The organism is Stutzerimonas azotifigens, from assembly GCF_013522725.1.
Classification (GTDB): Bacteria; Pseudomonadota; Gammaproteobacteria; order Pseudomonadales; family Pseudomonadaceae; genus Stutzerimonas; species Stutzerimonas azotifigens_A.
The window spans coordinates 140,075-163,009 of the sequence record NZ_JAAMRF010000006.1; the positions used below are offsets into that span (position 1 = coordinate 140,075).

The window sequence follows — 22,935 nt, forward strand, 5'->3', positions numbered from 1 at the left end:
ATGGTTTCGCCGTCCCAGCGTCGGGAGCGGTCGTGACCGCGAATAGCCTTACCCGCGGGGCCGGATAGCCGATCAGCCCTGTTGCGGCTGCTCACCTTCCCGAACCCTGAACCAGGTCGCGTAGAGCGCCGGCAGGAACAGCAGCGTCAGCGCCGTGGCGACGATCAGCCCGCCCATGATGGCGACCGCCATCGGGCCGAAGAACACGCTGCGTGACAGCGGAATCATCGCCAGCACCGACGCGAGCGCAGTGAGCACGATCGGCCGGAAGCGCCGCACGGTCGCATCGACGATCGCCGTGAAGCGGTCGTGACCCGCGCCGATGTCCTGCTCGATCTGGTCCACCAGGATCACCGAGTTGCGCATGATCATTCCCGACAACGCGATGGTGCCCAGCATCGCCACGAAACCGAACGGCTGGCGCAACAGCAGAAGGAACAGCGCCACGCCGATCAGCCCCAGAGGCGCGGTCAGGAACACCAGCGCGGCGCGGGAGAAGCTCTTAAGCTGCAGCATCAGCAGGCTCAGCACCACGATGATGAACAACGGCATGCCGGCGTTCACCGACGCCTGCCCCCGGGACGCGTCCTCCACCGTGCCGCCCACCTCGAGCAGGTAGCCGCTGGGCAACTGCGCCCGGATGGGGTCGAGGGTCGGCGAGATCTGCGCCACCAGCGACGCCGGCTGCTCCTGCCCATAGATATCGGCGCGCACGGTGACCGTCGGCAGACGGTTGCGGTGCCAGATGACCCCTTCCTCGAAGCCGTATTCGAGCGTCGCCACCTGCGCCAGCGGCACGCTACGCCCGCTGGAGGTCGGAATCGCCAGGCTCGGCAGCATCGACAGTTCTTCGCGCTCTCGCGGCGTGCCGCGCAGCAGTATCTCGATCAGTTCGTTGTCCTCGCGGAACTGGCTGACGGAAGTACCGCTGAAGGTGCGCTGCAGGAACCCCGACAGCTCCGCCGTGCTGACACCCAGCGCCCGCGCCCGGTCCTGATCGACGTTCAGCCGCACCACCTTGCTCGGCTCCTGCCAGTCCAGATGGACGTTGGATACCACTGGATTCTCCGCCACCTTCGCCGCCACCTGCCGCGCCAGGTCGCGGGCCACGTCGATGTGTTCACCGGTTACCCGGAACTGGATGGGATAGCCCACCGGCGGACCGTTCTCGAGCCGTGTAACCCGCCCACGCAGGCTCGGGAAATCCTCATGCAGGCGCTCGATCAGCCAACGGCGCAGCGCTTCGCGATCCTCGATGGTCTTGGACAGCACCACGAACTGGGCAAAGCTGGTCGCCGGCAACTGCTGGTCCAACGGCAGGTAGAAGCGCGGCGAGCCGCTACCGATGTAGGCCACGTAGTTGTCGATACCCGCGCGCTCCTTGAGCATTTCCTCCAGGCGCAGCACCTCGGCCTCGGTGGCCTTGAGCGACACGCCCTCGGCGAGCTTCAGGTCCACCATCAACTCGAGCCGGCCGGATGCGGGGAAGAACTGCTGCGGCACCAGCCGGAACAGGCCGATCGCGCCGATGAAGGCCAGCAGCGTCAGCACGATGACCGTCTTGCGATGCCGCACACACCAGTGCACCAGCCTGCGGACACGTTGATAGAACGGGGTCGCATAGGGATCGCTGCCCGCTGCACTGCCACCGTGCTTTTGCGCATGCAGCTTGGCCAGATCCGGCAACAGGCGCTCGCCGAGCAACGGCACGAACACCACCGCGGCGATCCAGGAGGCGATCAGCGCGATGGTCACTACCTGGAAGATCGAGCGCGTGTATTCGCCCGTGCTCGACTGCGCGGTGGCGATCGGCAGGAAGCCCGCCGCGGTGATCAGCGTACCGGTCAGCATCGGGAAGGCCGTGCTGCTCCAGGCATAGCTCGCCGCCTGGAGGCGGTCGAAGCCCTGCTCCATCTTGATCGCCATCATCTCCACCGCGATGATCGCGTCGTCCACCAGCAGCCCCAGCGCCAGTACCAGCGCGCCGAGGGAAATCTTGTGCAGGCCGATGTCCAGGTAGTTCATGGCGACGAAGGTCATCGCCAGCACCAGCGGGATCGACAGCGCCACCACCAGCCCGGTGCGTACGCCGAGCGAAAAGAAGCTCACCAGCAGCACGATCACCAGCGCCTCGACCAGCACGCGAACGAACTCGCTGACGCTGGTCTTCACCGCGGCCGGCTGGTCGGAAACCTTGCGCAGTTCCATGCCGGCCGGCAGCTCCTGCTGCAGGCGGGCGAATTCGCGCTGCAACGCCTCGCCGAGCACCAGGATGTCGCCACCGCTCTTCATCGACACCGCCAGGCCGATGGCCGGCTCGCCCATGAAGCGCATGCGCGGCGCCGGCGGGTCGTTGAACCCTCGGTAAACCTTCGCCACGTCGCCGATGCGGAAGGTCTGCCCCTCGACGCGGATCGGGAAGTCGCGAATCTCCTTCAAGGTCTGGAAACTGCCGGTGACGCGCAGTTGCACCCGGTCGCTCAGGGTCTCGACGAAGCCTGCCGCGGCCACCGAATTCTGCGCCTGCAGCGCCTGGCGAACCGCCTCCAGCGGCACGCCGAGGGTCGCCAGCTTGACGTTGGACAGCTCGATCCAGATCTTCTCGTCCTGCAGGCCGACCAGCTCGACCTTGCCCACCGAGTTGACGCGCTGTAGCTGCAGTTGCAGTCGATCGGCATAGTCCTTGAGTACGGCGTAGTCGAAACCCTTGCCGGTCAGCGCATAGATATTGCCGAAGGTGGTGCCGAATTCATCGTTGAAGAACGGCCCAAGGGTGCCGGCCGGCAGGGTGTGGCGGATATCGCCGATCTTCTTGCGTATCTGGTACCACAGGTCGGGAATGTCCCGGGAGCGCAGGGCGTCGTTGGCCATGAAGGTGACCGTCGACTCGCCAGGTCGGGAGAAGGAGACGATGCGGTCATACTCGCCGGTTTCCATGAGCTTTTTCTCGATGCGCTCGGTGATCTGCCGCGACACTTCTTCAGCCGTCGCGCCGGGCCACTGGGTGCTGATCACCATGGCCTTGAAGGTGAACGGCGGGTCTTCGCTCTGCCCAAGCTTGCTGTAGGACAGCGCACCGACCACCGCGATCAGCAGCATCACGAACACGACGAGCTGCCGGTTGCGCAGCGACCAGGCCGAGAGATTGAAACCCATCGCCGTTACTCCTTGGCCATAGACGAGACAGCCCGATTGTCACGATCGACCGGTCGCACGGCCTGCCCTTCCTTCAGCAGTTGTACCCCCGCCATGACGATCCAGTCATCGGCGCGCAGCCCTTCGAGGACCGGCACCAGTTCCTCGCCGAACGCACCGGTGCGCACCGGTACGCGCTCGAGCGTGGCGTCGGCGCGCACGCGCCAGACGAAGGGTTGACCCTGCTCGGCGCTCACGGCCGACAGCGGCACCGCCAGTGGCGCGCGCTGCTCGGCGCTGATGAACACCAGCGCGCTCTGCCCAAGCTCCACCGGCGCGTCGCCTTCGCTGAAGGCTACCCGCGCCGAATAGGTCCGCGACTGCTGCTCGGCCGCAGGCGAGAGTTCGCGAATGGTTCCGGCGTATCGCTTGCCCGGCTGCGACCAGAGCTCCACCTCCACCTCCTGGCCGATTCGGTAGCGTTCCACCGACTGCTCCGGCAGGTTGATGGCGACCTCGCGCTCGCCGTCGGCGGCGAGCAGAAAGACTGTCTGTCCGGCCGCCACCACCTGCCCGACCTCGACCCGGCGCTGGGCGATCACGCCATCGCGGGTTGCGCGCAGCACCGCGTAGTCGACCTGATTGTTGGCCACGTCGAACTCGGCGCGGGCCTGCTGCAGGCGCGCCACGGCCGAGCGATAGAGGTTTTCGGCATTGTCGTATTGGGAACGGCTGACCAGCTGGCGGTCAAGCAGGGTCTTGTAGCGATCCAGCTCGGCCTTGACGACTCGCTGGTTGGCTTCGGCCGCCGCCACCTGTGCCCGTATCCCTTCGAGCTGCAGGCGCACATCCTGGGGATCGAGGCGTGCAAGGGGCTGATCCTTGCTGACCCGCTGGCCCACCTCGACCAGCCGCTCCACCACCTTGCCGGCAATGCGGAAGGCCAGCTCCGGCTCGTAGCGTGCACGCACTTCGCCTGGATAGCTTTGCAGCGCCTCGCTGGCCGGCTGCGGCTGGACCACCATCACGGGGCGAACCGGTTGTTCGGGCGGCTCACCGTTGCCACATGCAACGAGCAGAAACGCGCAACCAAGGGAATACACGACAGGCAGGGCATGGCGGAACATGGAGATTCCTCTTGGCGCGGGCGCGCACGGGATACTTATACTGGCAGGCATACTAAAAATACCGAACCGCCCAGTCCAGTATTAAAAAGGCCGTGATGAGCAATAACCTTTCCCCAGGCCCCGGACGCCCGAAAGATCCTGCCAAACGGGCAGCCATTCTCGAGGCCGCACGCGTGTTGTTTCTCGCCAAGGGCTACGAAAGCAGCAGCATGGAGGCGATCGCCAGCGAGGCAGGTGTATCCAAGCTGACCCTGTACAGCCACTTCAAGGACAAGGAAGCGCTGTTCTGCGCAGCCGTCGCGGTGACCTGCGAAGCTCAACTGCCCCGTCAGCTGTTCGAGCTGCCCGAGGGCATGCCGTTGGATGCGGTACTGCGACGCCTCGGCCAAGCCTTCTGGCGCCTGGTAAATAGCCCCGAGTCGATCGGCCTGCACCGGGTAATGGCCTCGATGGGAAAGCAGAACCCGAGCCTCTCACGCATGTTCTTCGAGGCAGGCCCCCGGCAGGTCCTCGATGAGCTGCAGGCTCTGCTCGAACGCGCGCGTGCTCAGGGTCTGCTGGATTTCGATGATGGCGCCCCGCCTGCCGACCATTTCTGCGCGATGATCAAGGGAACGCACCACTTCCATCTGCTGATCGGCTACGCCGACCCGCTCGACCAGGCGGCGATGGAGGCTCATGTGGCCGACGTGGTGGACGTTTTCATGCGCGCCTACCGGCGCTGAACGTCAGCCCAGCTTTTTCTTCGGATAGATGTCATAGCGGCTGGATTTGCCGTCCAGGCTGTAGCCGGGTGCCACACCCTCCACCGCGGGGGCCTTGCGTGGGCGCTTGACGACCACCCGATGGCTGGCCAACGCCAGCGCAGCGGCCAGCAAGTCAGGCGCATCGTTGTCGTCACCAACGAAGGGGCGAAACAGGCGCATCTCCTTCTTCACCAAGGCGCTCTTGTCGCGGTGCGGAAACATCGGATCGAGGTAGATGACCTGGGGTGGCTCGCCGTCCCAGCGGGACATGAGTTCCATGGCGTTGCCCTGCTGCAGGTGCATCCGCGCGGCAATGGCGGCGACCTCGGCATCGGCTGTCGCACGCGCCAGCCCGTCCTCCAACAGTGCCGCCACCAGCGGCTGACGCTCGAACAGGCTAACCTCGCAGCCCAGCGTGGCCAACACGAAGGCGTCCCGCCCCAGCCCGGCGGTGGCATCGAGCACCCGGGGGCGCACCCCGGGCTGGATGCCGACCGCCTTGGCGATCATCTGGCCGCTGCCGCCGCCGAACTGCCGCCGATGCGCCGCGGCACCCTCGACGAAGTCCACCCGCACCGGCCCCGGCGTATCGGACCCCAGCTCCTGCAGCTGCAACCCGGCATGACCGACCTGCAGGGCGAACTGCGCCTCGCCTTCCAGCGGCAGATCGAGCCTCTGCGCCCAGTGGCTGGCCTGCTCGGCGAAAGCGGGTTCGAGCGGTTCGACGCGAACCTTAGGAGGGATGACGGACATCGGCGGGCTCATGCATTGGGCAGACGGAAGCGCACCATTGTGCCAGAGCCTGGGCGTCATCTTCAGCGGCAGACGCCAAAGCCACCCATGTCGACATGGAAATGGTCATGGTGGGCCGCGTTGTATTCCGGCCCGAGCGTGACGTTAAAGGATTTGCATGCCGCATCCCGCACCCGACGCAGGAAGCGCGCCTTGTCGTCGTCACCCTTCCAGTCCCGCGCGACGGTGATGCGGGTGCCATCCTTCAGGTGAAAACCCGCCAGATCCAGCGCATTGGCGCTGGCGTGCTGGCTGCGCCGATTGCTGCGGGCGATGTTGCGGCAGGCGAAGCTGCCGAAGTGGTCAATGCGCGTTACCGGCTGGCCGAAGATCTCCTGCGCCGCCGGCTGCAACCCGTGGAGCTCGAACATCGCATAGGCGGCCGCCAGCGGGCAGGTCGCCAGGAACGGGCCGTTGAAGCGCACCTCCGAGCCCTGCACCCGCACACTGTTCTCCACAGGGCAGCCGGGTTCCGGCGTGCTGTCGGGCACCGCCACGTAACGCAGGGTCGAGCTGCCGAGCGCCTGCTCGCACAGGCTGCGGTCCTGTTGCAGACGGCGCAGCTTGAACGGCGTCAGCACATTGGGCGCCTCGCGCACGTTCAGCGGCGCCCAGGGATTCCAGCGCGGCGGAATATCTACGTATTCGCGCCACACCGCGAAGGCGAAGCCCGCCCCGGCCAGCAGTATCAGCAGAAGGAAACGTCCAAAGGTCATGCCAGTTCGGCAACGAGGCGCGCGCAGGGTTGCATGGCTGGCTCGGGACCTGCCGGCAAAACGTTACCAGTCTTGCGCAGCGGGTTCAGCGTCTTCGCCGAGCAGGGACAGCTGCGCGCTGCTCTGCAGCGGCGCGGCTGCCAGGTCCGGTAAACCAGAGAGCCGTTCACTCAGAAGGCGATGAAAGCGCTGAGCCAGATCCGGCGCGAGGCGGTTGTCCGGCGTATGCAGGTAAACGTGGGGCGTTTTCCCTGCCTCGATCCACCCGGCGACCTTCTCCAGCCAGGGCGCAAGGTACGCATCGTTGGCTTCGAGCAGCGGATGGCCGACGAAGCGCACTTGCGGCGACTCGCTGAAGGCCGTTGGCCGTGGAGGCAAACGCGGCTTCTTGGCCTGTGCATGCAGCACATCGGGCGTCCGCGTCAGGCAGCTGAACAGAGCTCGGGTATCCAGACAGATGCGCTCGACGCCTCGCTCGAGAAGCACACGATTCAGTCGACGCTCCTCCTCGCCCCGCGCGAAAAAAGCCCGATGACGCACTTCCACCGCCACCGGGCGGTCGAGATGCGCCAGCACCGCGATCAACTCATCCAGACGCGCAGGCCCGAAACTCGCCGGCAGCTGCAGCCAGAGCGGCATCACGCGGCGGCCCAGCGGCGCGAGCAGCGACAGAAAGCGATCGACAGCTTCGAGCGCATCGCGGAGGTCCGCTGACTGGCTGATCTCACGGGGAAATTTGGCGCAGAAACGAAACGCTTCGGGCATCTGCTCGGCCCAACGCTGCACGGACTCCGGAGAAGGCCAGGCATAGAGCGTGGTGTTGCCCTCGACCGTGTTGAATACCGAGCAGTAATGGCGCAGATAGTGGGTCGAGCTGAGCGAAGGCGGATACAGGGCGCCGCGCCAGGCGGCCTCGCTCCAGGAGGGACATCCAAGGTAATACGGCAAGCTCACCAGTGCCGGATCGCCTGCATCATGCGTAGAGATCCAGACCCAGCACCTCGTTGGCGTCGAGGTCGGTGCTCAGACTGGCGGTGCTGCTGTAACTGGCCAGCGCCTGAGCTGCCCTACTGCTCAAGGGCCGATCAGAATCGCCCGGATCGAAATGGGGCTGCGCCAGACGCGCCGGGAAGTAATCGCTGTCGACAGTGGCGCCATCGGTCGCGGCATTGACTTGTCGCGGCTGCGCAATGCGCTCCAGCCCCTGACTGGCCGAGTTGGCGGGTAATTGCTCGCGCTGCAGTTCGGCGTGGCGCTGGCTTTCCCGGTACGGCGTGACGGCGCCGCCCGGGCGAACGGGGCGGTCAAGCGGATAGGAAGAGGACGAACCATCGATGCGCATCATTCAGCCTGTAAGAGCGAAGTCGTAGGATTGGACCGCACGCTGCGCCCAATGATCGCCAATGGTTCTCTGGCGTCAAGGGCCAGCCGATCAAATACTTTTTTTCGGCGTCGCCACGTTGTCACGCAAATAAATCGGCTGCGCCAATTCCGCATCGACGGCTTCGTCCCGCCGCCAGGCGAAGCTCGCCAAGGCCAGCAGATCTTCGGCATGCGGCAGTAGCGTCGCGTCCTGGCCAACCACCGTGACCGCCAGGCGGTCAGCGTAACCCCAACCGGTACCGGCGCCGAACCAGTCGCCTTCCGCGCCACGGGGCAAGGCTACCTGCTCTGGCGGCAGCACGGCTTCGACACCAGCCAGGCGCATCTCCCCTTCTTCCTCGCGATAGCAACCCCAGTACACCTCATCCATACGCGCATCGATCGCCGCTGCGACCTGGCGCGCACCCTGCTCGCGATAGGCGCGCTGGGCAAGTACGGCGAGGTTGGATACCGGCAATACTGGCCGCTGCAATCCAAAGGCAAGACCTTGGACCACCCCAATGGCGATGCGCACCCCGGTGAAAGCGCCTGGCCCTCGCCCAAAAGCGATCGCGTCGAGCGCCGACATCGCCACGCCTGCTTCGCCGAGCAGTTGTTGGATCATAGGCAACAGGCGCTGCGCGTGCAGGCGCGGAATCACCTCGTAATGGCTCAAGACCTTACCGTCGTGCAGCAGCGCGACGGAGCAGGCTTCGGTGGCGGTGTCGAGTGCCAGCAACGTGGTCATGGTAAGTCGGACGGGATAGCGAAGGGGGCGGGCATTAAAGCGGTTTGCCGCCGGTTTTTCCAGTGCGGCGGCCAGCGCGGCGGCTAGCGCAGAGGCCAGTGTGATGTCTGCCCTGCCCCTGCCGGCGTCTGTGCGACGCTGAAACGAAAACGGCCCGCAAGCGGGCCGTTTTCTAGCGCTCGGATCGATCAGCTCAGGGCGGCGAGCACCTTGGCAGTGATCTGCTCCACCGAACCGATACCTTCGACGCAGCTGTACTTGGGCGTACCTTCGCTGGCAGCCAGGTTCTGATAGAAGGCAACGAGCGGCTTGGTCTGGGAGTGATAGACCGAGAGACGGTGACGCACGGTCTCTTCCTTGTCGTCCGGACGCTGCAACAGGTCTTCCCCGGTGACGTCGTCCTTGCCGGCGACTTTCGGCGGGTTGTGCAGGGTGTGATAGACACGCCCCGACGCGGCATGCACCTGGCGACCAGCGATGCGGCTGACGATCTCTTCGTCGTCCACCGCGATCTCCAACACGTGGTCGAGCTTCACGCCGGCCTGCTTGAGCGCTTCGGCCTGAGGAATGGTGCGGGGAAAGCCGTCGAACAGAAAGCCATTGGCGCAGTCGGGCTGAGTCAGGCGCTCCTTGATCAGCGCAATGATGATGTCATCGGAAACCAGGCCGCCGCTGTCCATCACGTCCTTGACCTGCAGGCCCAGGGGCGACTGCGCCTTGACTGCTGCGCGCAGCATGTCGCCGGTGGAGATTTGCGGGATGCCGAATTTCTCGGTGATGAAGCGTGCCTGGGTACCTTTGCCGGCACCGGGCGCTCCCAGCAGAATCACGCGCATCGATGTGCTCCTTAAGTTGGAAATAAATCCTGCCGGATGGCCAGTTTATGCGGCGCATCTCGGTAATTATTGTTAGGTGCCGCACTGCGGCAAAAGGTTGATCACCATACACAGCGCCCCAAAGCGGCACAAGCCGCCAAAAGTAGCAGCGCAGGCAGCTCATCGGTAGTCGATGACAGGCCCCCGCCCGCTACCGTCAGGGCCTTGCAGGGTACGGCCCCAACTGCGCAGCGGGGCCTCTGCGCGACGCCTTGCCGCAGCGTCAACCGGTGTTGCGCAACCCTGCCGCGATGCCCGCGACACTGACGAGCAAGGCTTGCTCCAGCGGGCTTTCCGGCTCGTTCTGCCGCTGCCGCGAGCGCGCCAGCAACTCGACCTGCAACAGGTGCAACGGGTCCAGATAGGTGTTGCGCAGGCTGAACGCTTCGAGGGTTTCCGGGCTATGGGTAAGCAGCTCGGATTGCCCAGTCAGCTGCAACACGGCTTCGACCGTCTGCGACAATCGGTCGCGCAGCTGCTGACCCAGCGGCCGCATGCCGTCCGCCACCAGGCGCTCGTCGTAACGCTCGGCAATTTCCGCGTCGGCTTTCGCCAGTACCATCTCGAGCATGTCGATGCGCGTCGAGAAGAACGGCCAGCGTTCGCGCATCTGCTGCAGCAGCTCACGCTCTCCCGCCGCCAGCGCACCCTGCAACGCCTCGCCCCAGCCAAGCCAGGCCGGCAGCATCAGACGCGTCTGGGTCCAAGCGAAGATCCAAGGAATCGCGCGCAGACTTTCCACGCCACCCTCGCGACGCTTGGCCGGCCGGCTGCCCAATGGCAGGCGCCCAAGCTCCTGCTCGGGGGTCGCCTGACGGAAGTAGTCGACGAACCGAGGATCGTCCCGGACGACCCCGCGGTATGCCTCCACGCCAGCATTGGCCAGGCGGTCCATGGCATCGCGCCAAGCCGGCTCGGGCAATGGCGGCGGCTGCAGTGTCGCCTCCAACACAGCGGCCAGGTACAGGTTCAGATTCTGCTCGGCGATCTCGGGCAAGCCGAACTTGAAGCGGATCATCTCGCCTTGTTCGGTGGTGCGAAAGCGCCCCGCTACCGAACCCGGTGGCTGCGACAGGATTGCCGCATGGGCCGGGCCACCACCGCGGCCGACCGTGCCACCGCGACCGTGGAACAGGAGCAGTTCGACGCCGTGGTCGCGGCACAGGTTGACCAGACTTTCCTGGGCCCGGTATTGCGCCCAGGCTGCCGCAGTGGTGCCGGCGTCCTTGGCCGAATCCGAGTAGCCGATCATCACCTCCTGCGGGCCATGCAGGCGCAAACGGTAGCCCGGCAGCTGCAACAGACGGTCAATCGCCGGGCCAGCGTTGTTCAGGTCATCGAGCGTCTCGAACAGCGGCACCACACGCATCGGCCGGCGTAGCCCCGCTTCCTTGAGCAGGAGCTGCACCGCCAGCACGTCGGACGCGTCGCGTGCCATCGAGATGACGTAAGAGCCCAGGGACGCGCCGGGAGCCGCCGCGACTACCGCACAGGTGGCAAGCACCTCCGCGGTGTCGGCCGAAGGCCGAAAATCGCGAGGCAGCAACGGCCGGCGGTTATCCAGTTCGGACTGGAGAAACTCGATGCGCCGCTGCTCGTCCCACTGATCGTAGTGGCCCAGCCCCAGGTAATCGGTGATCTCGCTGAGGGCGGCGGCGTGTCGGGAAGAGTCCTGACGAATATCCAGGCGAACCAGGAACAACCCGAAAGTCGCCGCCCGGCGCACGCAATCGAGCAGCGCGCCATCGGCGATCACACCCATGCCGCAGGCATGCAGCGAGTGGTAGCAGAGCTCCAGCGGCTCGCGCAGCTCGGCGTTGTCCTGCAGCACCAGCGGCGACGGCGGCAACTCCTGATGCAGCGCGCGCTGTGCCCAGTCACGAGTCGCACGCAGACGCTCGCGCAGTTGCTTGAGCAACGCGCGGTAGGGTTCGGCCGTTGAACCGGAGCGCGCGAGCAACTCTTCGCTGGCGGCCTGCATCGACAGCGCACCAATCAACTCGTCGACATCACGGTGGTAGAGATCGGCGGCCATCCAGCGCGCCAGCAGCAACACCTCGCGCGTGACCTTGGCGGTCACGTTCGGGTTGCCGTCCCGGTCGCCACCCATCCACGAGGCGAACCGGATCGGCGCCGCCTCGAGCGGCAGATGAAAGCCCGTACTGCGCCGCAGCGCGGCGTCGGTCTGGCGCATCACGCTGGGCAACGCATGCCACAAGGAATTTTCGATCACCGCGAAGCCCCACTTGGCTTCGTCGACCGGCGTCGGCCTGCTGCGGCGGATCTCCTCGGTGTGCCAGGCCTCTGCGATCAGCAGCTCGAGACGCTGCTCGATGCGCGCGAGCTCGCCAGCCGAGAGATCGGAATGGTCACGGGCGGCGAGCTCCGCGGCAATGGCATCGTATTTCTGGATCAGGGTGCGCCGCGCCACTTCGGTGGGGTGTGCCGTCAGCACCAGCTCGATGTCGAGTCGCCCGACCTGGCGGGCCAACGCCTCGCCAGGGTGGCCCGCTTCGAGCAGGCGCCCGAGCAGATCCGGCAGCACACTGCCCTCGAACGGCGGTGCCTCGTCGGGTCGTCGACGGCGCATGCGGTGGTATTGCTCGGCGATATTGGCGAGGTTGAGGAAGTGGTTGAACGCCCGGGTCATGGGCAACAGTTCATGCTCGTCCAGGCTGTCGAGGGTCTCGGTCAGCAACCGAGCCCCGTCGGCGAACCCTTGCCGTGCACCCTTGGCACCCTTGCGGATCAACTCGATCTTGCGCAGGAATTCCTCGCCATGCTGGTCACGGATGGTCCGCCCGAGCAGTTCGCCAAGCAGGTGGACATTCTCGCGCAGACGCGCATCGATCTTCGCCATTGCTGTCTTCTCCGGCTCGCAGCGCTACGCCATTGCCGCTGAACGGCGCAGCCACATTCATATCGAACCTAGAGTGCCCACCCCATGCGGGCATGGCAAGGCGAGACAACGCCTTGTGTTCGCAAGCCGGCGCGTGACGCCGCATTCGATAAGCAGCCGCTCGCGCCCGCGAGCTGAGGACGGTTAGATGAAAATCGCAGAACTGGTCAGGCACTGGGAAAGCGAAGCCAAAGGCAACATGACCCGCACCCGCTACAACATCCCGCTCGATCTGGAGTCGGCGGCGCGCCTGGCCGCGCTGGCCGAAATGTACCCGAAGCGAAACACCGAAGAGCTGCTCGGTGAGCTGGTCAGCGCAGCGCTGGAAGCCGTCGAAGCCAGCATGCCCTACGAACAGGGCAGCGAAGTCATCACCACCGACGAGCAAGGCGACCCGGTCTATGAGGATGCCGGGCCCACACCGCGCTTTCTCGAACTGTCGAAGAAACATCTGTTGCGCCTGCAGCAGGAACAGCAGCCTTGACGTCACCGGCATGCCTCGCGGCGCCTCGCGCGCGCATACCTTCTTCACTGAACGTTTGCGTGACGCCGGCCTCTGAAAAACTATGCCACGTCGCTCCACCGCCCTGACGAAGGGCCCTGGACAGCACGTTTGAGGCATTCACTGTCAGACATTCCACTGGAGACTGACCATGAGCGAAAACACTGCCGGAACCCTGAAATCACGTATTCGTCTGCCGGGCATCGCCGCCCTGGCCCTGAGCGGCCTCGTACTCGCCGGCTGCGCAGGCAGCCCGCCACCTAAGGAGCAGTTCGCCGTTACCGAATCCGCCGTTCGCAATGCCGAAAGCGCCGGTGGCACCGAGTTCGCTGCGGTCGAAATGCGCAACGCCCGTGACAAGTGGAACCAGGCTCAACTGGAGATGCAGCAGGAAAATTACGACAAGGCGCGCAAGCTGGCCGAGCAGGCGGAGTGGGATGCCCGTGTGGCCGAGCGCAAGGCGCAGGCCGCCAAGGCACAGCGGGCCGTGCAGGACGCCGATCAGGGCATTCAGGAGCTGCGCGAAGAGAGCATGCGCGCCGTGCCGCAATAAGCCCTGACGCCCATGGTTTTCGTTGAAAAGCCTGCAGATACCGCAGTCACCGTGCCATTGCTTTTCAACGATCTGCCCATTGTCGATCCGCATCAACACAGGATGACCAGATCATGCACAAACTCATTACCCTCCCTACGCTGCTTGCCGTAAGCATCGGCCTGACCGCCTGCGCCACTCCGCCGAATGAAAATCTCGAGCAGGCACGTACCCACTTCACCTCGCTGCAGAACAACCCCAGCGCCGCCCAGGTGGCCGCGCTGGAAACACGCGATGCCGAGCAGATGCTCAACAAGGCGACCCAGGCCTACGAAAACAAGGAGGACAAGGAGCGCGTCGATCAGCTCGCCTACCTGACCAAGCGCCGTGTCGAGCTGGCCGAGCAGACCATCGCGCTGCGCACCGCCGAACAGGAACTCGAACAGACCTCGGCCAGGCGCGCCGAAGCCCGCCTCGAATCCCGCGACGCCCAGCTGCGCCGCCAGCAGGAAGAGATCCGCCAGCTGCAGGAGGACCTGCAGACCAAGCAGACCGATCGCGGCACGCTGGTGACCTTCGGTGATGTGCTGTTCGACGTGGATCGCGCCGAACTCAAGCCTGGCGGCATGCGCGACGTGCAGAAGCTCGCGGACTTCCTCAACGAGAACTCCGACCGCCAGCTCATCGTCGAGGGTTATACCGATAGCACGGGTTCGGACGCCTATAACCTGCGCCTGTCCGAGCGCCGCGCAGAAGCCGTCCGCGCGGCCCTGGTCCGCATGGGCGTGGACGCGCGCCGCATCGTGACCCGTGGCTATGGCAGGGAATATCCGGTCGCCAGCAACGCCACCGCTTCGGGCCGGGCAATGAACCGCCGCGTAGAGGTCACCATCTCCAACGACTCGCAGCCGGTTCGCGAGCGTTCGAGCATGGGCAGCTAGGCGCACCTGTCGCCGTAATGAAAAGCCCCGCATCCGCGGGGCTTTTCATTTCATGAACGATTGGCCACACCCGCGCTTTCGCGGTCGAGACCGCTCCCATGAACAAGTGCGTGAACCGTGGGAGCCTCAGGGCCGCTCGACGGGTGACGTCTCTTGCCCCATGCAGCGCACGGCACGTTTGCGCTTGTCCACCAGTACGCCGGTCAGGCCCTTTTGCTCGGTGTCGAAAAGGACCAGGACGCCGTCGATGCACTGAGCCACCTGGGATGACGGACTCAGCGATACCCGGTAATCCTCGCCCGGCACCGTCTTGAGCATGGTGTAGTCATTGAGCAGCAGCGCATCTTCCGGGCGCGACAGATACAGATAGCCGTAGTACCAGAGCACCAGGACAGTGCCGATGACACTGCCGATGGCGGTGAGGATCAACGGGATGGGGCTTCGTTCGCTCATGCGGGGTTCCGGTTGCGGATCGGATCAGGGCCGGCCGCCATGGGCCGGGTCCGATCAGAGAATGTTGGAGTAGTCGGCCTCGATGCGGTCGAGGCTCAGGTGATTGAGGAAGTTCGAAAAGCACATCCAGGCCGATAGCGCGTTGAGATCCTGGAACTGCTGGGGCAGGTACTTGGGCGGCACCACCATGCCTTCGTCCACCAGTTGGCGCAACGTACGCATGTCCTCCAGGGTGGTCTTGCCGCAGAACAGCAGCGGAATCTGCTCCAGCCTTCCCTTTCGCACGGCCAGCTGGATGTAGTTGTAGACCATGATGAAACCCTTCAGGTAGGACAGGTCCTTGGTGAAGGGCAGCCCATCGGGTATCGAACCGCGGAACACCCGGCTGGCATTTCCGTAGCTGTCCTCGTCCGAATAACCCTGCTCTCGGAAGAAGCCGAACACGTCGAGGAAGTCGGCGCCCTCCTCGGCCATGTGGATGGCCCGCGTGCGGTTGGTGAGCTTGCGCAGGCGCGTCGGGTAGGACGCGAAGGCAATCACCTCCATCAGGATCGCCAGGCCTTCCTGGGTCACGGTCGACGACGGCGGCCCCTTGGCCAGGAAAGTGCAGATCGGCTGGTTCTGCCCGTTGAGGGTGGTGCCGACATGCACCAGCCCCTCATGAACCTCCAGCGCCCGGACGTCGCGCGGGTTGAACATGGCATCGCTGCGGATCTTGATGTAGTCGGCACCGGCGGCGGCATCGGCAAGAATACCGTCGGACTCGAATACCCGAATCACGCCCTCGCCTTCGCCGAACACCGCATCGAGACGCGCCTGCAGCAGCACCACGGCTTCCTTGGCGGTCACCGTCTTGGGTTCGTCCTTGAGGTCGCTGCGATCGGCGATATTGTTCAGGTAGTCCGACAGCATCAATCCGAGGTCGGCCAGGGTCGGATCACCGGCATGGAAGGCATCGGAGGCCGCGCCGTAAAGCTCCTGGGAGATCATTCCGAAGTCGGCCGTGCCGCGAGCCTCGAGCATGCGGATCACCATGCGGTATTCCTTGCACATGCGCCGCATGATCTGCCCTACCGGGCTGAACTGGCCGAGCTGACGGGTGATATCCCGTTCGATGTCCTGGAACTCCCGCTTTTTCGAGCCGGAGTCGAACGCCAGCGGACGCGAGTCGTAGTAATTGCGATCGACCTGCGGCAGCTCCCGGCATCCGCTCTCGAAGAAACGCTGGCGAACGCTTTCGTCCCATTTGACCGCATCGAGTACCCGCACAGGCGTCTGTACCTCGACGATGCGATCGGATAGCGCCCGCACGATGCTCTGATATTCGTCCAGGTTGTTACGGGTGTTCATCCAAACCTCGCCAGCGATGATCCGTACCTGTCAGGTTACACGAGCGAATCGCTCGCGTCGGGAAGCGGTTCGCCATTGACGACACGCACATCGTCACTGGCGTGGACCGCTCGGACGCGACGGCTGTCACTCGGGACGCATGTGCGGGAACAGGATCACGTCGCGAATCGAGGGGGAATTGGTCAGCAGCATCACCAGACGATCGATGCCGATGCCCTCGCCTGCGGTGGGCGGCATGCCGTATTCCAATGCACGAACGAAGTCGGCATCGAAATGCATGGCCTCGTCGTCGCCCGCGTCCTTGTCGCGCACCTGCGCATGGAAGCGCTCGGCCTGATCCTCGGCGTCATTCAACTCGGAATAGGCATTGGCGATTTCGCGCCCGCCGATGAACAGCTCGAAGCGGTCGGTGACGCTCGGATCGTCGTCGCTGCGACGCGCCAGCGGCGAGACTTCGAACGGATAGCGGGTGATGAAGGTCGGCTGCTCCAGCTTGTGCTCGACCAGTTCCTCGAAAATCATCACCTGCAACTTGCCGAGGCCTTCGAAACCGAGCACCTTGGCGCCGGCCTTCTTGGCGATGGCGCGGGCGGTATCGACGTTCTGCAGGTCAGCGGCGCTGATTTCGGGGTTGAACTTGAGAATCGCGTCGAACACCGACAGCCGGGCGAAGGGCTCGCCGAAGTGGAACACCTTGTCGCCGTACGGCACGTCGGTGCTGCCCAGAACCAGCTGCGCCAACTCACGGAACAGTTCTTCGGTCAGGTCCATGTTGTCTTCGTAGTCGGAGTAGGCCTGGTAGAACTCGAGCATGGTGAACTCGGGGTTGTGCCGGGTCGAAACGCCTTCGTTACGGAAGTTGCGGTTGATCTCGAAGACACGCTCGAAGCCACCGACCACCAATCGCTTGAGGTAAAGCTCAGGGGCGATGCGCAGGAACATCGGCAGGTCGAGTGCGTTGTGATGGGTCTCGAACGGCTTGGCTGCGGCGCCACCGGGAATGGTCTGCAGCATCGGCGTCTCGACTTCGAGGAAGTCGCGCTCGTTGAGGAACTTGCGGATATGGCCGATCACCTGGGAACGCACGCGGAAGGTGTGACGGGTTTCCTCGTTGACGATCAGGTCGACGTAGCGCTGGCGATAGCGCTGCTCGGTGTCGGTCAGGCCGTGGTGCTTGTCCGGCAGCGGGCGCAGCGATTTGGTCAGCAGACGCACGTCGGTCATCTCGACATAGAGGTCGCCCTTGCCCGAACGTGCCAGTGTGCCTTCGGCGGCGATGATGTCGCCCAGGTCCCAGTGCTTGATGGCTTCCAGGGTCTCGGCTGGCAGCGTCTTGCGATTGACGTAGACCTGGATGCGCCCGGTCATGTCCTGAATCACCATGAAGGCGCCGCGGTTGAGCATGATGCGCCCGGCGACCTTCACCGGGATTGCCGCTTCTGCCAGCTCTTCCTTGGTCTTGTCCGCGTATTTCTGCTGCAAATCGTTGCAGTAGCTGTCGCGACGGAAGTCATTGGGGAAGACGTTGCCCTTGGCACGCTCGGCGGCCAGCTTTTCCTTGCGCTGAAGGATCAGGCTGTTTTCTTCCTCTTGGATGGCGTGCTGGTTCAGCGGTTGTTCGCTCATGGTTCAAAATGCCTGGAATCGAATGGATGGATCCTGAGTAGGGTATGCCGGGCGTTCCGCTTCAGCCCACCGGGACCCGCGCCCTGTTTGGGTGGGCTGAAGCGGAACGCCGCCCGGCCCGCCCTACATCTGGATATGTGCATGTAACGTAGGGTGGGCTTTAGCCCACCGAAGCTGGCTTACGGGTGAAGCGGAACGCGCCCGCCCCACCCTGCCTGGCCAAGCGCAGCAGCTTACAGCCCCTGTTTCAGGCTGGCTTCGAGGTACTCGTCGATATCCCCGTCCAGCACCTTTTCGCAGTCGCTGCGCTCGATCCCGGTACGCAGATCCTTGATGCGCGACTGATCGAGCACGTAGGAACGAATCTGGTGGCCCCAGCCGATATCCGACTTTGAATCTTCCAGCGCCTGGGACGCCGCGTTGCGTTTCTGCATTTCCTGCTCGTACAACTTGGCCCGCAGCATTTTCATGGCGGTGTCCTTGTTGGCGTGCTGAGAACGCTCGTTCTGGCAGCTGACCACGGTATTGGTCGGTACGTGGGTGATACGCACCGCCGAGTCGGTGGTGTTGACGTGCTGACCACCGGCGCCGGAGGAGCGGTAGGTATCGATACGCAGGTCGGCCGGGTTGATCTCGATCTCGATGTTGTCATCGATTTCCGGCGAGACGAACACCGCGGTGAACGAGGTGTGGCGTCGGTTACCGGAGTCGAACGGGCTCTTGCGCACCAGACGGTGCACGCCGATCTCGGTACGCAGCCAGCCGAAGGCGTATTCGCCCTTGATATGCAGGGTGGCGCCCTTGATGCCGGCCACTTCGCCTTCGGACAGTTCCATGATGGTGGCGTCGAAGCCGTGCTTGTCGGCCCAGCGCAGGTACATGCGCAGCAGCATGTTGGCCCAGTCCTGGGCTTCGGTGCCGCCGGAGCCGGCCTGGATATCGAGGTAGGCGTTGTTGGGGTCCATCTCGCCGCTGAACATGCGGCGGAACTCCAGCCCCTCGAGAATGCCGCGCAAGCGGTCCAGCTCGGCGGCCACGTCGTCCACAGCGCTCTGGTCGTCTTCTTCGACGGCCATGTCGAGCAGGTCGCGGGAGTCGGCCAGGCTGCCGGTGAGGTCGTCGATGGTTTCGACGATCAGCGCCAGCGTCGCGCGCTCACGGCCCAGGTTCTGGGCGTACTCGGGGTTATTCCAGACGTTGGGGTCTTCGAGTTCGCGGTTTACTTCGACGAGACGATCATGCTTCTGATCGTAGTCAAAGATACCCCCGAATAGACTGGGTGCGGTCGGAGAGGTCCTTGATGCTGTTGAGGATCGGGTTGATTTCCATAGGTGAGCAGCTCTCAATCGGACGTTGCGAAAAGCCGACGATTATAACGCAGCAGCCAGCCCCTGACAGCCCGCCAGGGACGATCTGCAGCATCAGCTCGCTGCTGCCGTTTCCTTCTCCGGAACCGACTCGACGGCAGAGGCCGCGGCCTTTGCCCGCTGGCTGCCGAGAATCAGATCGGCGGCCTTTTCGGCGATCATCAACACCGGCGAGCAGGTGTTGCCCGAGACGATGTTCGGCATGATCGAGGCATCCACCACGCGCAGCCCGGCGATGCCATGGACACGCAGCTCGGCGTCCACCACGGCATCGGCGCCCTGCCCCATCTTGCAGGTGCCGGCGGGATGGAAAATGGTCGTGCCGATTTCGCGCGCGGCCTCGTGCAGCTCAGCTTCGCTCTGGTAGTCGGGGCCAGGCTTGTATTCCTCGGGCCGGTAGCGCGCCAGGGCCGGCGCGGCGACGATCCGGCGCGTCAGGCGGATAGCATCGGCGGCGACCTGCAGATCGCGCTCGTTGCTCAGGTAGTTGGGCTGGATCGACGGCGCGACCTGCGGGTCGGCCGAGCGGATCTCCACGCGGCCGCGGCTGTATGGCCGCAGGTTGCAGACCGAAGCGGTGAACGCCGGAAAGCTGTGCAGCGGGTCGCCGAACTTGTCCAGCGACAGTGGCTGCACGTGGTATTGCAGGTTCGCCGAGGGCTGCGACGGGTCGGAGCGGGCAAAGGCGCCGAGCTGGCTGGGCGCCATGGCGAGCGGCCCGCTACGGCTGGCCAGATAACGCACCCCCATGCCCATCTTGCCCCACAGCGTCGAGGCCAGCTGGTTGAGGGTCGAGACACCGCTGATCTTGTACACTAGGCGCAACTGCAGATGATCCTGCAGGTTGCCGCCAACACCGCTCAACTCGTGACGCACGCCGATCCCGAGCCTTTCCAGCAAAGACCGGGGGCCGATGCCCGAGCGTTGCAGGAGCGCCGGCGAGCCGATTGAGCCGGCGCACAGCAGCACTTCGCGGCGCGCCCGTACTTCCTGCATCACCCCGTCGCGGCGCAACGACAGCCCGACCGCCCGACCATCCTCCAGCAGAACCCGCTCCACCTCGGCATGGGTCCAGACCACCAGGTTGCTGCGCTTGCTCACCGGTCGCAGAAAGGCCTTGGAAGCGTTCCAGCGTATGCCGCTGCGCTGGTTGACCTGAAAGTAGCCGCACCCTTCGTTGTCACCGCCATTGAAGTCGTCGACGCTGGCGATGCCGCTTTCACGCGCAGCGTCGCGAAAGGCATCGAGAATGTCCCACGACAGGCGCTGCTGCTCGACGCGCCACTCGCCCTCCCCGCCATGGAATTCGCTGCCCCCGCCATGATGGTTCTGGGTTCGCTTGAACAGGGGCAGCACGTCCTTCCAGGCCCAGCCGGGGTTGCCCGCTTCGGCCCAGAGATCGTAATCGCGTGCCTGCCCGCGCATGTAGATCATTCCGTTGATCGACGAACAGCCGCCCAGCACCTTGCCGCGCGGGTAGCTGAGCGCGCGCCCGTTCAGGCCGGGCTCGCTTTCGGTGTTGAAACACCAGTCGGTACGCGGATTGCCGATGCAGTAGAGGTACCCCACCGGAATGTGGATCCAGGGATAGTTGTCGCGACCGCCAGCTTCCAGCAGGAGCACCCGCACACCGGGGTCGGCCGATAGCCGGTTGGCCAACAGGCAGCCGGCCGGGCCGGCCCCGACGATCAAATAATCGAACTGCTCCAGCATTTGCGGGTACTCCACGTCTTGTTGTTATTGTCTTGCGTAAGCGACCTCTCCGACTCGGACCGGTGACAGGCTACCGATCAGGCGTTGTCCGCGGCCCGGACCTGGCTCTCCAGCTCGGCCTTCAAGCCAGGCTCGAGCTTCAGCGCGCGTGCCAGCTCATCGAGGTAGGCGCGCTCCATGAACTGCTCCTCATCCACCGCCAGCAGACTGGCCAGGTACATTTCGGCAGCCAGCTCGGGTGTCGTCGCCGCACTGGCGACCTCCTGCGGACTCAGCGGCTTGTTCAGCTCGGCCTCGAGCCACTGGCGCAACTCAACGTCATCGGTCAGCTTGGCCATCTCGGATTCGATCAGCTGGCGCTCGCGATCATCGACGTGACCGTCGGCTTTGGCCGCTGCCACCAAGGCCTTGAGAATCCCCTGACTATGCCCTTCCACCTCGTCAGGCGGCAGCCGATCGAGGGTGCGGGGCTCAGGGCTAGTCGTGTTGCCCTGTTGCGCCTGCCAATTGTTATAGGCCTTGTAGGCCAATACCCCGAGTGCCGCCAGCCCGCCATAGGTCGTAGCCTTGCCGCCGAAACGGCGCGCTTTGCGGTTTCCGAGCAGCAGGCCCATGGCACCAGCGGCGAGCGCGCCCTTGCCGCCGCCGGACAACAAGCCGCCGAGCCCGCCACCTCCGGCTCCCGACAGCATGTCACCTAGACTGCCGCCGCCGGAAACGCTGCCGCCACGGGGCACCTGCTGCTTCTGCTGCAGCATCGCCTGACCGGATTTGAGTAGCTGATCGAGTAAACCGCTCGTTTTCATGGGAAATCTCGCTAAAACAGGTGGATGTCAGTCCTGTTCCGCCATGATCTGGCGAACAGGCGTATCGCGATGTGCCGCCCGTACATACTGAGCGGGCCAGGGCACCGAGCGGTCGCCCAGATACTCCGCCGCATGCAGGGGCCAGTAGGGATCGCGCAGCAGTTCACGGGCAAGCAGGATCAGGTCGGCCTGGCCGGTACGCAGGATGTGCTCGGCCTGCACCGCCTCGGTGATCATGCCCACGGTGCCGGTCGCGATATCCGCCTCGCGCCGCACCCGCTCGGCGAACTGGGTCTGGTAGCCGGGGCCGACCGGGATGTCGGCATTGGCAGCCGTGCCCCCGGACGACACGTCGATCAGGTCGACGCCCAGCTGCTTGAGGCGGCGCGCCAGCTCCACCGTCTCGTCAGGATTCCAGCCATCGGCGACCCAGTCGGTCGCCGAGAGTCGCACGAACAAGGGCAGCTCCTCGGGCCACACGCCGCGCACCGCTTCGGTGACTTCCAGCAGCAGGCGAATGCGGTTTTCGAACGAGCCGCCATAGCGATCCTGACGCTGGTTGGAGAGTGGCGACAGGAACTGGTGCAGCAGATAGCCATGCGCGGCATGCACTTCGGCCACCTTGAACCCCGCGGCCAGCGAGCGTTCGGCAGCCCGCACGAAGGCCTGGACGACCGCATCGATGCCCGCCTCGTCGAGCGCCGTGGGCAATGCATGTTCGGGATCGAAGGCGATCGAGGACGGACCGACCGGGGTCCAGCCGCCGGCGGCCAGCGGAACGCTACCGTGCTTTCGCAGCCAGGGTTGCCAGGTGCTCGCCTTGCGTCCGGCATGGGCCAGTTGCACGCCAGCGAATGCGCCCTGCTGTTCGATGAAGCGGGTGATTCGACGCAGCGGCTCGACATGTTCGTCGGTCCAGATACCCAGGTCTTCCGGTGAGATCCGACCATCGGCCGTGACTGCGGTCGCCTCGACGATGACCAGCCCGGCCCCCCCCACCGCACGGCTGCCCAGATGCACGAGATGCCAGTCGTTGGCCATGCCGGCCTTGGCCGAGTACTGACACATCGGCGAAACGGCGATGCGGTTGGGCAGCGTGAGCTGGCGCAGGGTCAGGGGCTGGAAGAGCTGAGTCATGGCAAACCTCGACTGCAATGGATGCGGGTTGGACACCCTTCAGTACAGACTGTTTCGCCGGACGCGCTACCGCCATTTGCACGACAACACACCGAAGCACGCCCAAGC

General features: G+C 64.7%; 20 protein-coding genes. 4 read left to right on the forward strand and 16 right to left on the reverse strand.

Annotation, left to right across the window (positions count from 1 at the left end; translation table 11 throughout):
• Window positions 1-72 precede the first annotated feature (72 nt).
• Window positions 73-3,156 (reverse strand): efflux RND transporter permease subunit, encoded by a 3,084-nt coding sequence (locus tag G7026_RS13075; RefSeq protein ID WP_181071355.1) that lies wholly within the window; start codon window positions 3,154-3,156, stop codon window positions 73-75.
• Between the two features lie 5 nt (window positions 3,157-3,161).
• A complete protein-coding gene (locus G7026_RS13080) occupies window positions 3,162-4,262 on the reverse strand; it encodes an efflux RND transporter periplasmic adaptor subunit (protein ID WP_181071356.1) in 1,101 nt (366 codons plus the stop codon).
• A gap of 95 nt (window positions 4,263-4,357) precedes the next feature.
• Between G7026_RS13080 and G7026_RS13085 the strand changes: the two genes are divergently transcribed.
• On the forward strand, window positions 4,358-4,987 hold the full coding sequence (locus G7026_RS13085; protein ID WP_181071357.1) for a TetR/AcrR family transcriptional regulator: 630 nt from the start codon (window positions 4,358-4,360) through the stop codon (window positions 4,985-4,987).
• 3 nt (window positions 4,988-4,990) lie between these two features.
• On the opposite strand, the gene G7026_RS13090 is transcribed toward G7026_RS13085, so the two are convergent.
• The 7 genes from G7026_RS13090 to ppc all read right to left on the reverse strand — a co-directional run bounded on the left by G7026_RS13090 (window position 4,991) and on the right by ppc (window position 12,361).
• Window positions 4,991-5,761, reverse strand: a complete 771-nt coding sequence (locus G7026_RS13090) for a class I SAM-dependent methyltransferase (protein ID WP_181071358.1) — start codon at window positions 5,759-5,761, stop codon at window positions 4,991-4,993.
• A 62-nt stretch (window positions 5,762-5,823) separates the two neighbouring features.
• Window positions 5,824-6,516, reverse strand: a complete 693-nt coding sequence (locus G7026_RS13095) for an extensin-like domain-containing protein (RefSeq protein ID WP_181071359.1) — start codon at window positions 6,514-6,516, stop codon at window positions 5,824-5,826.
• A gap of 63 nt (window positions 6,517-6,579) precedes the next feature.
• Window positions 6,580-7,473 (reverse strand): DUF72 domain-containing protein, encoded by an 894-nt coding sequence (locus G7026_RS13100; RefSeq protein ID WP_181071517.1) that lies wholly within the window; start codon window positions 7,471-7,473, stop codon window positions 6,580-6,582.
• Window positions 7,474-7,489: 16 nt separating this feature from the next.
• Complete coding sequence (locus tag G7026_RS13105) at window positions 7,490-7,858, reverse strand: hypothetical protein (RefSeq protein WP_181071518.1); 369 nt, start codon at window positions 7,856-7,858, stop codon at window positions 7,490-7,492.
• A gap of 90 nt (window positions 7,859-7,948) precedes the next feature.
• On the reverse strand, window positions 7,949-8,626 hold the full coding sequence (gene tsaB / locus G7026_RS13110) for a tRNA (adenosine(37)-N6)-threonylcarbamoyltransferase complex dimerization subunit type 1 TsaB (RefSeq protein WP_181071360.1): 678 nt from the start codon (window positions 8,624-8,626) through the stop codon (window positions 7,949-7,951).
• Between the two features lie 188 nt (window positions 8,627-8,814).
• Window positions 8,815-9,462: an adenylate kinase gene (gene adk, locus G7026_RS13115; RefSeq protein WP_181071361.1), complete on the reverse strand. Its 648-nt coding sequence runs from the start codon at window positions 9,460-9,462 to the stop codon at window positions 8,815-8,817.
• A 262-nt stretch (window positions 9,463-9,724) separates the two neighbouring features.
• The gene (gene ppc / locus G7026_RS13120; protein WP_181071362.1) at window positions 9,725-12,361 is read right to left on the reverse strand and encodes a phosphoenolpyruvate carboxylase; all 2,637 of its coding nucleotides are present in this window, start codon (window positions 12,359-12,361) and stop codon (window positions 9,725-9,727) included.
• A gap of 187 nt (window positions 12,362-12,548) precedes the next feature.
• On the opposite strand from ppc, the gene G7026_RS13125 reads away from it, so the two are divergent.
• From G7026_RS13125 to G7026_RS13135, 3 genes are all read left to right on the forward strand, one after another.
• The gene (locus tag G7026_RS13125; protein ID WP_181071363.1) at window positions 12,549-12,884 is read left to right on the forward strand and encodes a pilin assembly protein; all 336 of its coding nucleotides are present in this window, start codon (window positions 12,549-12,551) and stop codon (window positions 12,882-12,884) included.
• A 169-nt stretch (window positions 12,885-13,053) separates the two neighbouring features.
• Window positions 13,054-13,455: a DUF4398 domain-containing protein gene (locus tag G7026_RS13130; protein WP_181071364.1), complete on the forward strand. Its 402-nt coding sequence runs from the start codon at window positions 13,054-13,056 to the stop codon at window positions 13,453-13,455.
• A 113-nt stretch (window positions 13,456-13,568) separates the two neighbouring features.
• On the forward strand, window positions 13,569-14,375 hold the full coding sequence (locus tag G7026_RS13135; protein ID WP_181071365.1) for an OmpA family protein: 807 nt from the start codon (window positions 13,569-13,571) through the stop codon (window positions 14,373-14,375).
• 126 nt (window positions 14,376-14,501) lie between these two features.
• Here G7026_RS13135 and G7026_RS13140 read toward each other — a convergent pair whose 3' ends face one another.
• From G7026_RS13140 to G7026_RS13170, 7 genes are all read right to left on the reverse strand, one after another.
• Window positions 14,502-14,828: a hypothetical protein gene (locus G7026_RS13140; RefSeq protein ID WP_181071366.1), complete on the reverse strand. Its 327-nt coding sequence runs from the start codon at window positions 14,826-14,828 to the stop codon at window positions 14,502-14,504.
• A gap of 54 nt (window positions 14,829-14,882) precedes the next feature.
• A complete protein-coding gene (locus G7026_RS13145) occupies window positions 14,883-16,178 on the reverse strand; it encodes a flavohemoglobin expression-modulating QEGLA motif protein (protein ID WP_181071367.1) in 1,296 nt (431 codons plus the stop codon).
• Window positions 16,179-16,304: 126 nt separating this feature from the next.
• Entirely contained in the window at window positions 16,305-17,804 is a 1,500-nt protein-coding gene (gene lysS / locus G7026_RS13150; protein WP_181071368.1) for a lysine--tRNA ligase, read from the reverse strand.
• 233 nt (window positions 17,805-18,037) lie between these two features.
• A protein-coding gene (gene prfB, locus G7026_RS13155) for a peptide chain release factor 2 (protein WP_181071369.1) occupies window positions 18,038-19,133 on the reverse strand; the annotation gives its coding sequence in 2 pieces (ribosomal slippage) (window positions 18,038-19,060 and window positions 19,062-19,133; 1,095 coding nt in all).
• Between the two features lie 92 nt (window positions 19,134-19,225).
• Entirely contained in the window at window positions 19,226-20,884 is a 1,659-nt protein-coding gene (locus G7026_RS13160; RefSeq protein WP_181071370.1) for a GMC family oxidoreductase, read from the reverse strand.
• 77 nt (window positions 20,885-20,961) lie between these two features.
• Window positions 20,962-21,690, reverse strand: a complete 729-nt coding sequence (locus tag G7026_RS13165; protein ID WP_181071371.1) for a tellurite resistance TerB family protein — start codon at window positions 21,688-21,690, stop codon at window positions 20,962-20,964.
• Window positions 21,691-21,717: 27 nt separating this feature from the next.
• Window positions 21,718-22,827 carry an NADH:flavin oxidoreductase/NADH oxidase gene (locus G7026_RS13170; protein ID WP_181071372.1) on the reverse strand — a complete coding sequence of 370 codons (1,110 nt, stop codon included), beginning with the start codon at window positions 22,825-22,827 and terminating at the stop codon, window positions 21,718-21,720.
• Window positions 22,828-22,935: the final 108 nt, after the last annotated feature.

Excerpts from the sequence above, each read along its gene's own strand:
- G7026_RS13075 (WP_181071355.1), bottom strand. The coding sequence starts at position 3,156 with ATGGGTTTCAATCTCTCGGCCTGGTCGCTGCGCAACCGGCAGCTCGTC.
- G7026_RS13080 (WP_181071356.1), bottom strand. The coding sequence starts at position 4,262 with ATGTTCCGCCATGCCCTGCCTGTCGTGTATTCCCTTGGTTGCGCGTTT.
- G7026_RS13085 (WP_181071357.1), top strand. The coding sequence starts at position 4,358 with ATGAGCAATAACCTTTCCCCAGGCCCCGGACGCCCGAAAGATCCTGCC.
- G7026_RS13090 (WP_181071358.1), bottom strand. The coding sequence starts at position 5,761 with ATGTCCGTCATCCCTCCTAAGGTTCGCGTCGAACCGCTCGAACCCGCT.
- G7026_RS13095 (WP_181071359.1), bottom strand. The coding sequence starts at position 6,516 with ATGACCTTTGGACGTTTCCTTCTGCTGATACTGCTGGCCGGGGCGGGC.
- G7026_RS13105 (WP_181071518.1), bottom strand. The coding sequence starts at position 7,858 with ATGCGCATCGATGGTTCGTCCTCTTCCTATCCGCTTGACCGCCCCGTT.
- tsaB (WP_181071360.1), bottom strand. The coding sequence starts at position 8,626 with ATGACCACGTTGCTGGCACTCGACACCGCCACCGAAGCCTGCTCCGTC.
- adk (WP_181071361.1), bottom strand. The coding sequence starts at position 9,462 with ATGCGCGTGATTCTGCTGGGAGCGCCCGGTGCCGGCAAAGGTACCCAG.
- ppc (WP_181071362.1), bottom strand. The coding sequence starts at position 12,361 with ATGGCGAAGATCGATGCGCGTCTGCGCGAGAATGTCCACCTGCTTGGC.
- G7026_RS13125 (WP_181071363.1), top strand. The coding sequence starts at position 12,549 with ATGAAAATCGCAGAACTGGTCAGGCACTGGGAAAGCGAAGCCAAAGGC.
- G7026_RS13130 (WP_181071364.1), top strand. The coding sequence starts at position 13,054 with ATGAGCGAAAACACTGCCGGAACCCTGAAATCACGTATTCGTCTGCCG.
- G7026_RS13135 (WP_181071365.1), top strand. The coding sequence starts at position 13,569 with ATGCACAAACTCATTACCCTCCCTACGCTGCTTGCCGTAAGCATCGGC.
- G7026_RS13140 (WP_181071366.1), bottom strand. The coding sequence starts at position 14,828 with ATGAGCGAACGAAGCCCCATCCCGTTGATCCTCACCGCCATCGGCAGT.
- G7026_RS13145 (WP_181071367.1), bottom strand. The coding sequence starts at position 16,178 with ATGAACACCCGTAACAACCTGGACGAATATCAGAGCATCGTGCGGGCG.
- lysS (WP_181071368.1), bottom strand. The coding sequence starts at position 17,804 with ATGAGCGAACAACCGCTGAACCAGCACGCCATCCAAGAGGAAGAAAAC.
- G7026_RS13160 (WP_181071370.1), bottom strand. The coding sequence starts at position 20,884 with ATGCTGGAGCAGTTCGATTATTTGATCGTCGGGGCCGGCCCGGCCGGC.
- G7026_RS13165 (WP_181071371.1), bottom strand. The coding sequence starts at position 21,690 with ATGAAAACGAGCGGTTTACTCGATCAGCTACTCAAATCCGGTCAGGCG.
- G7026_RS13170 (WP_181071372.1), bottom strand. The coding sequence starts at position 22,827 with ATGACTCAGCTCTTCCAGCCCCTGACCCTGCGCCAGCTCACGCTGCCC.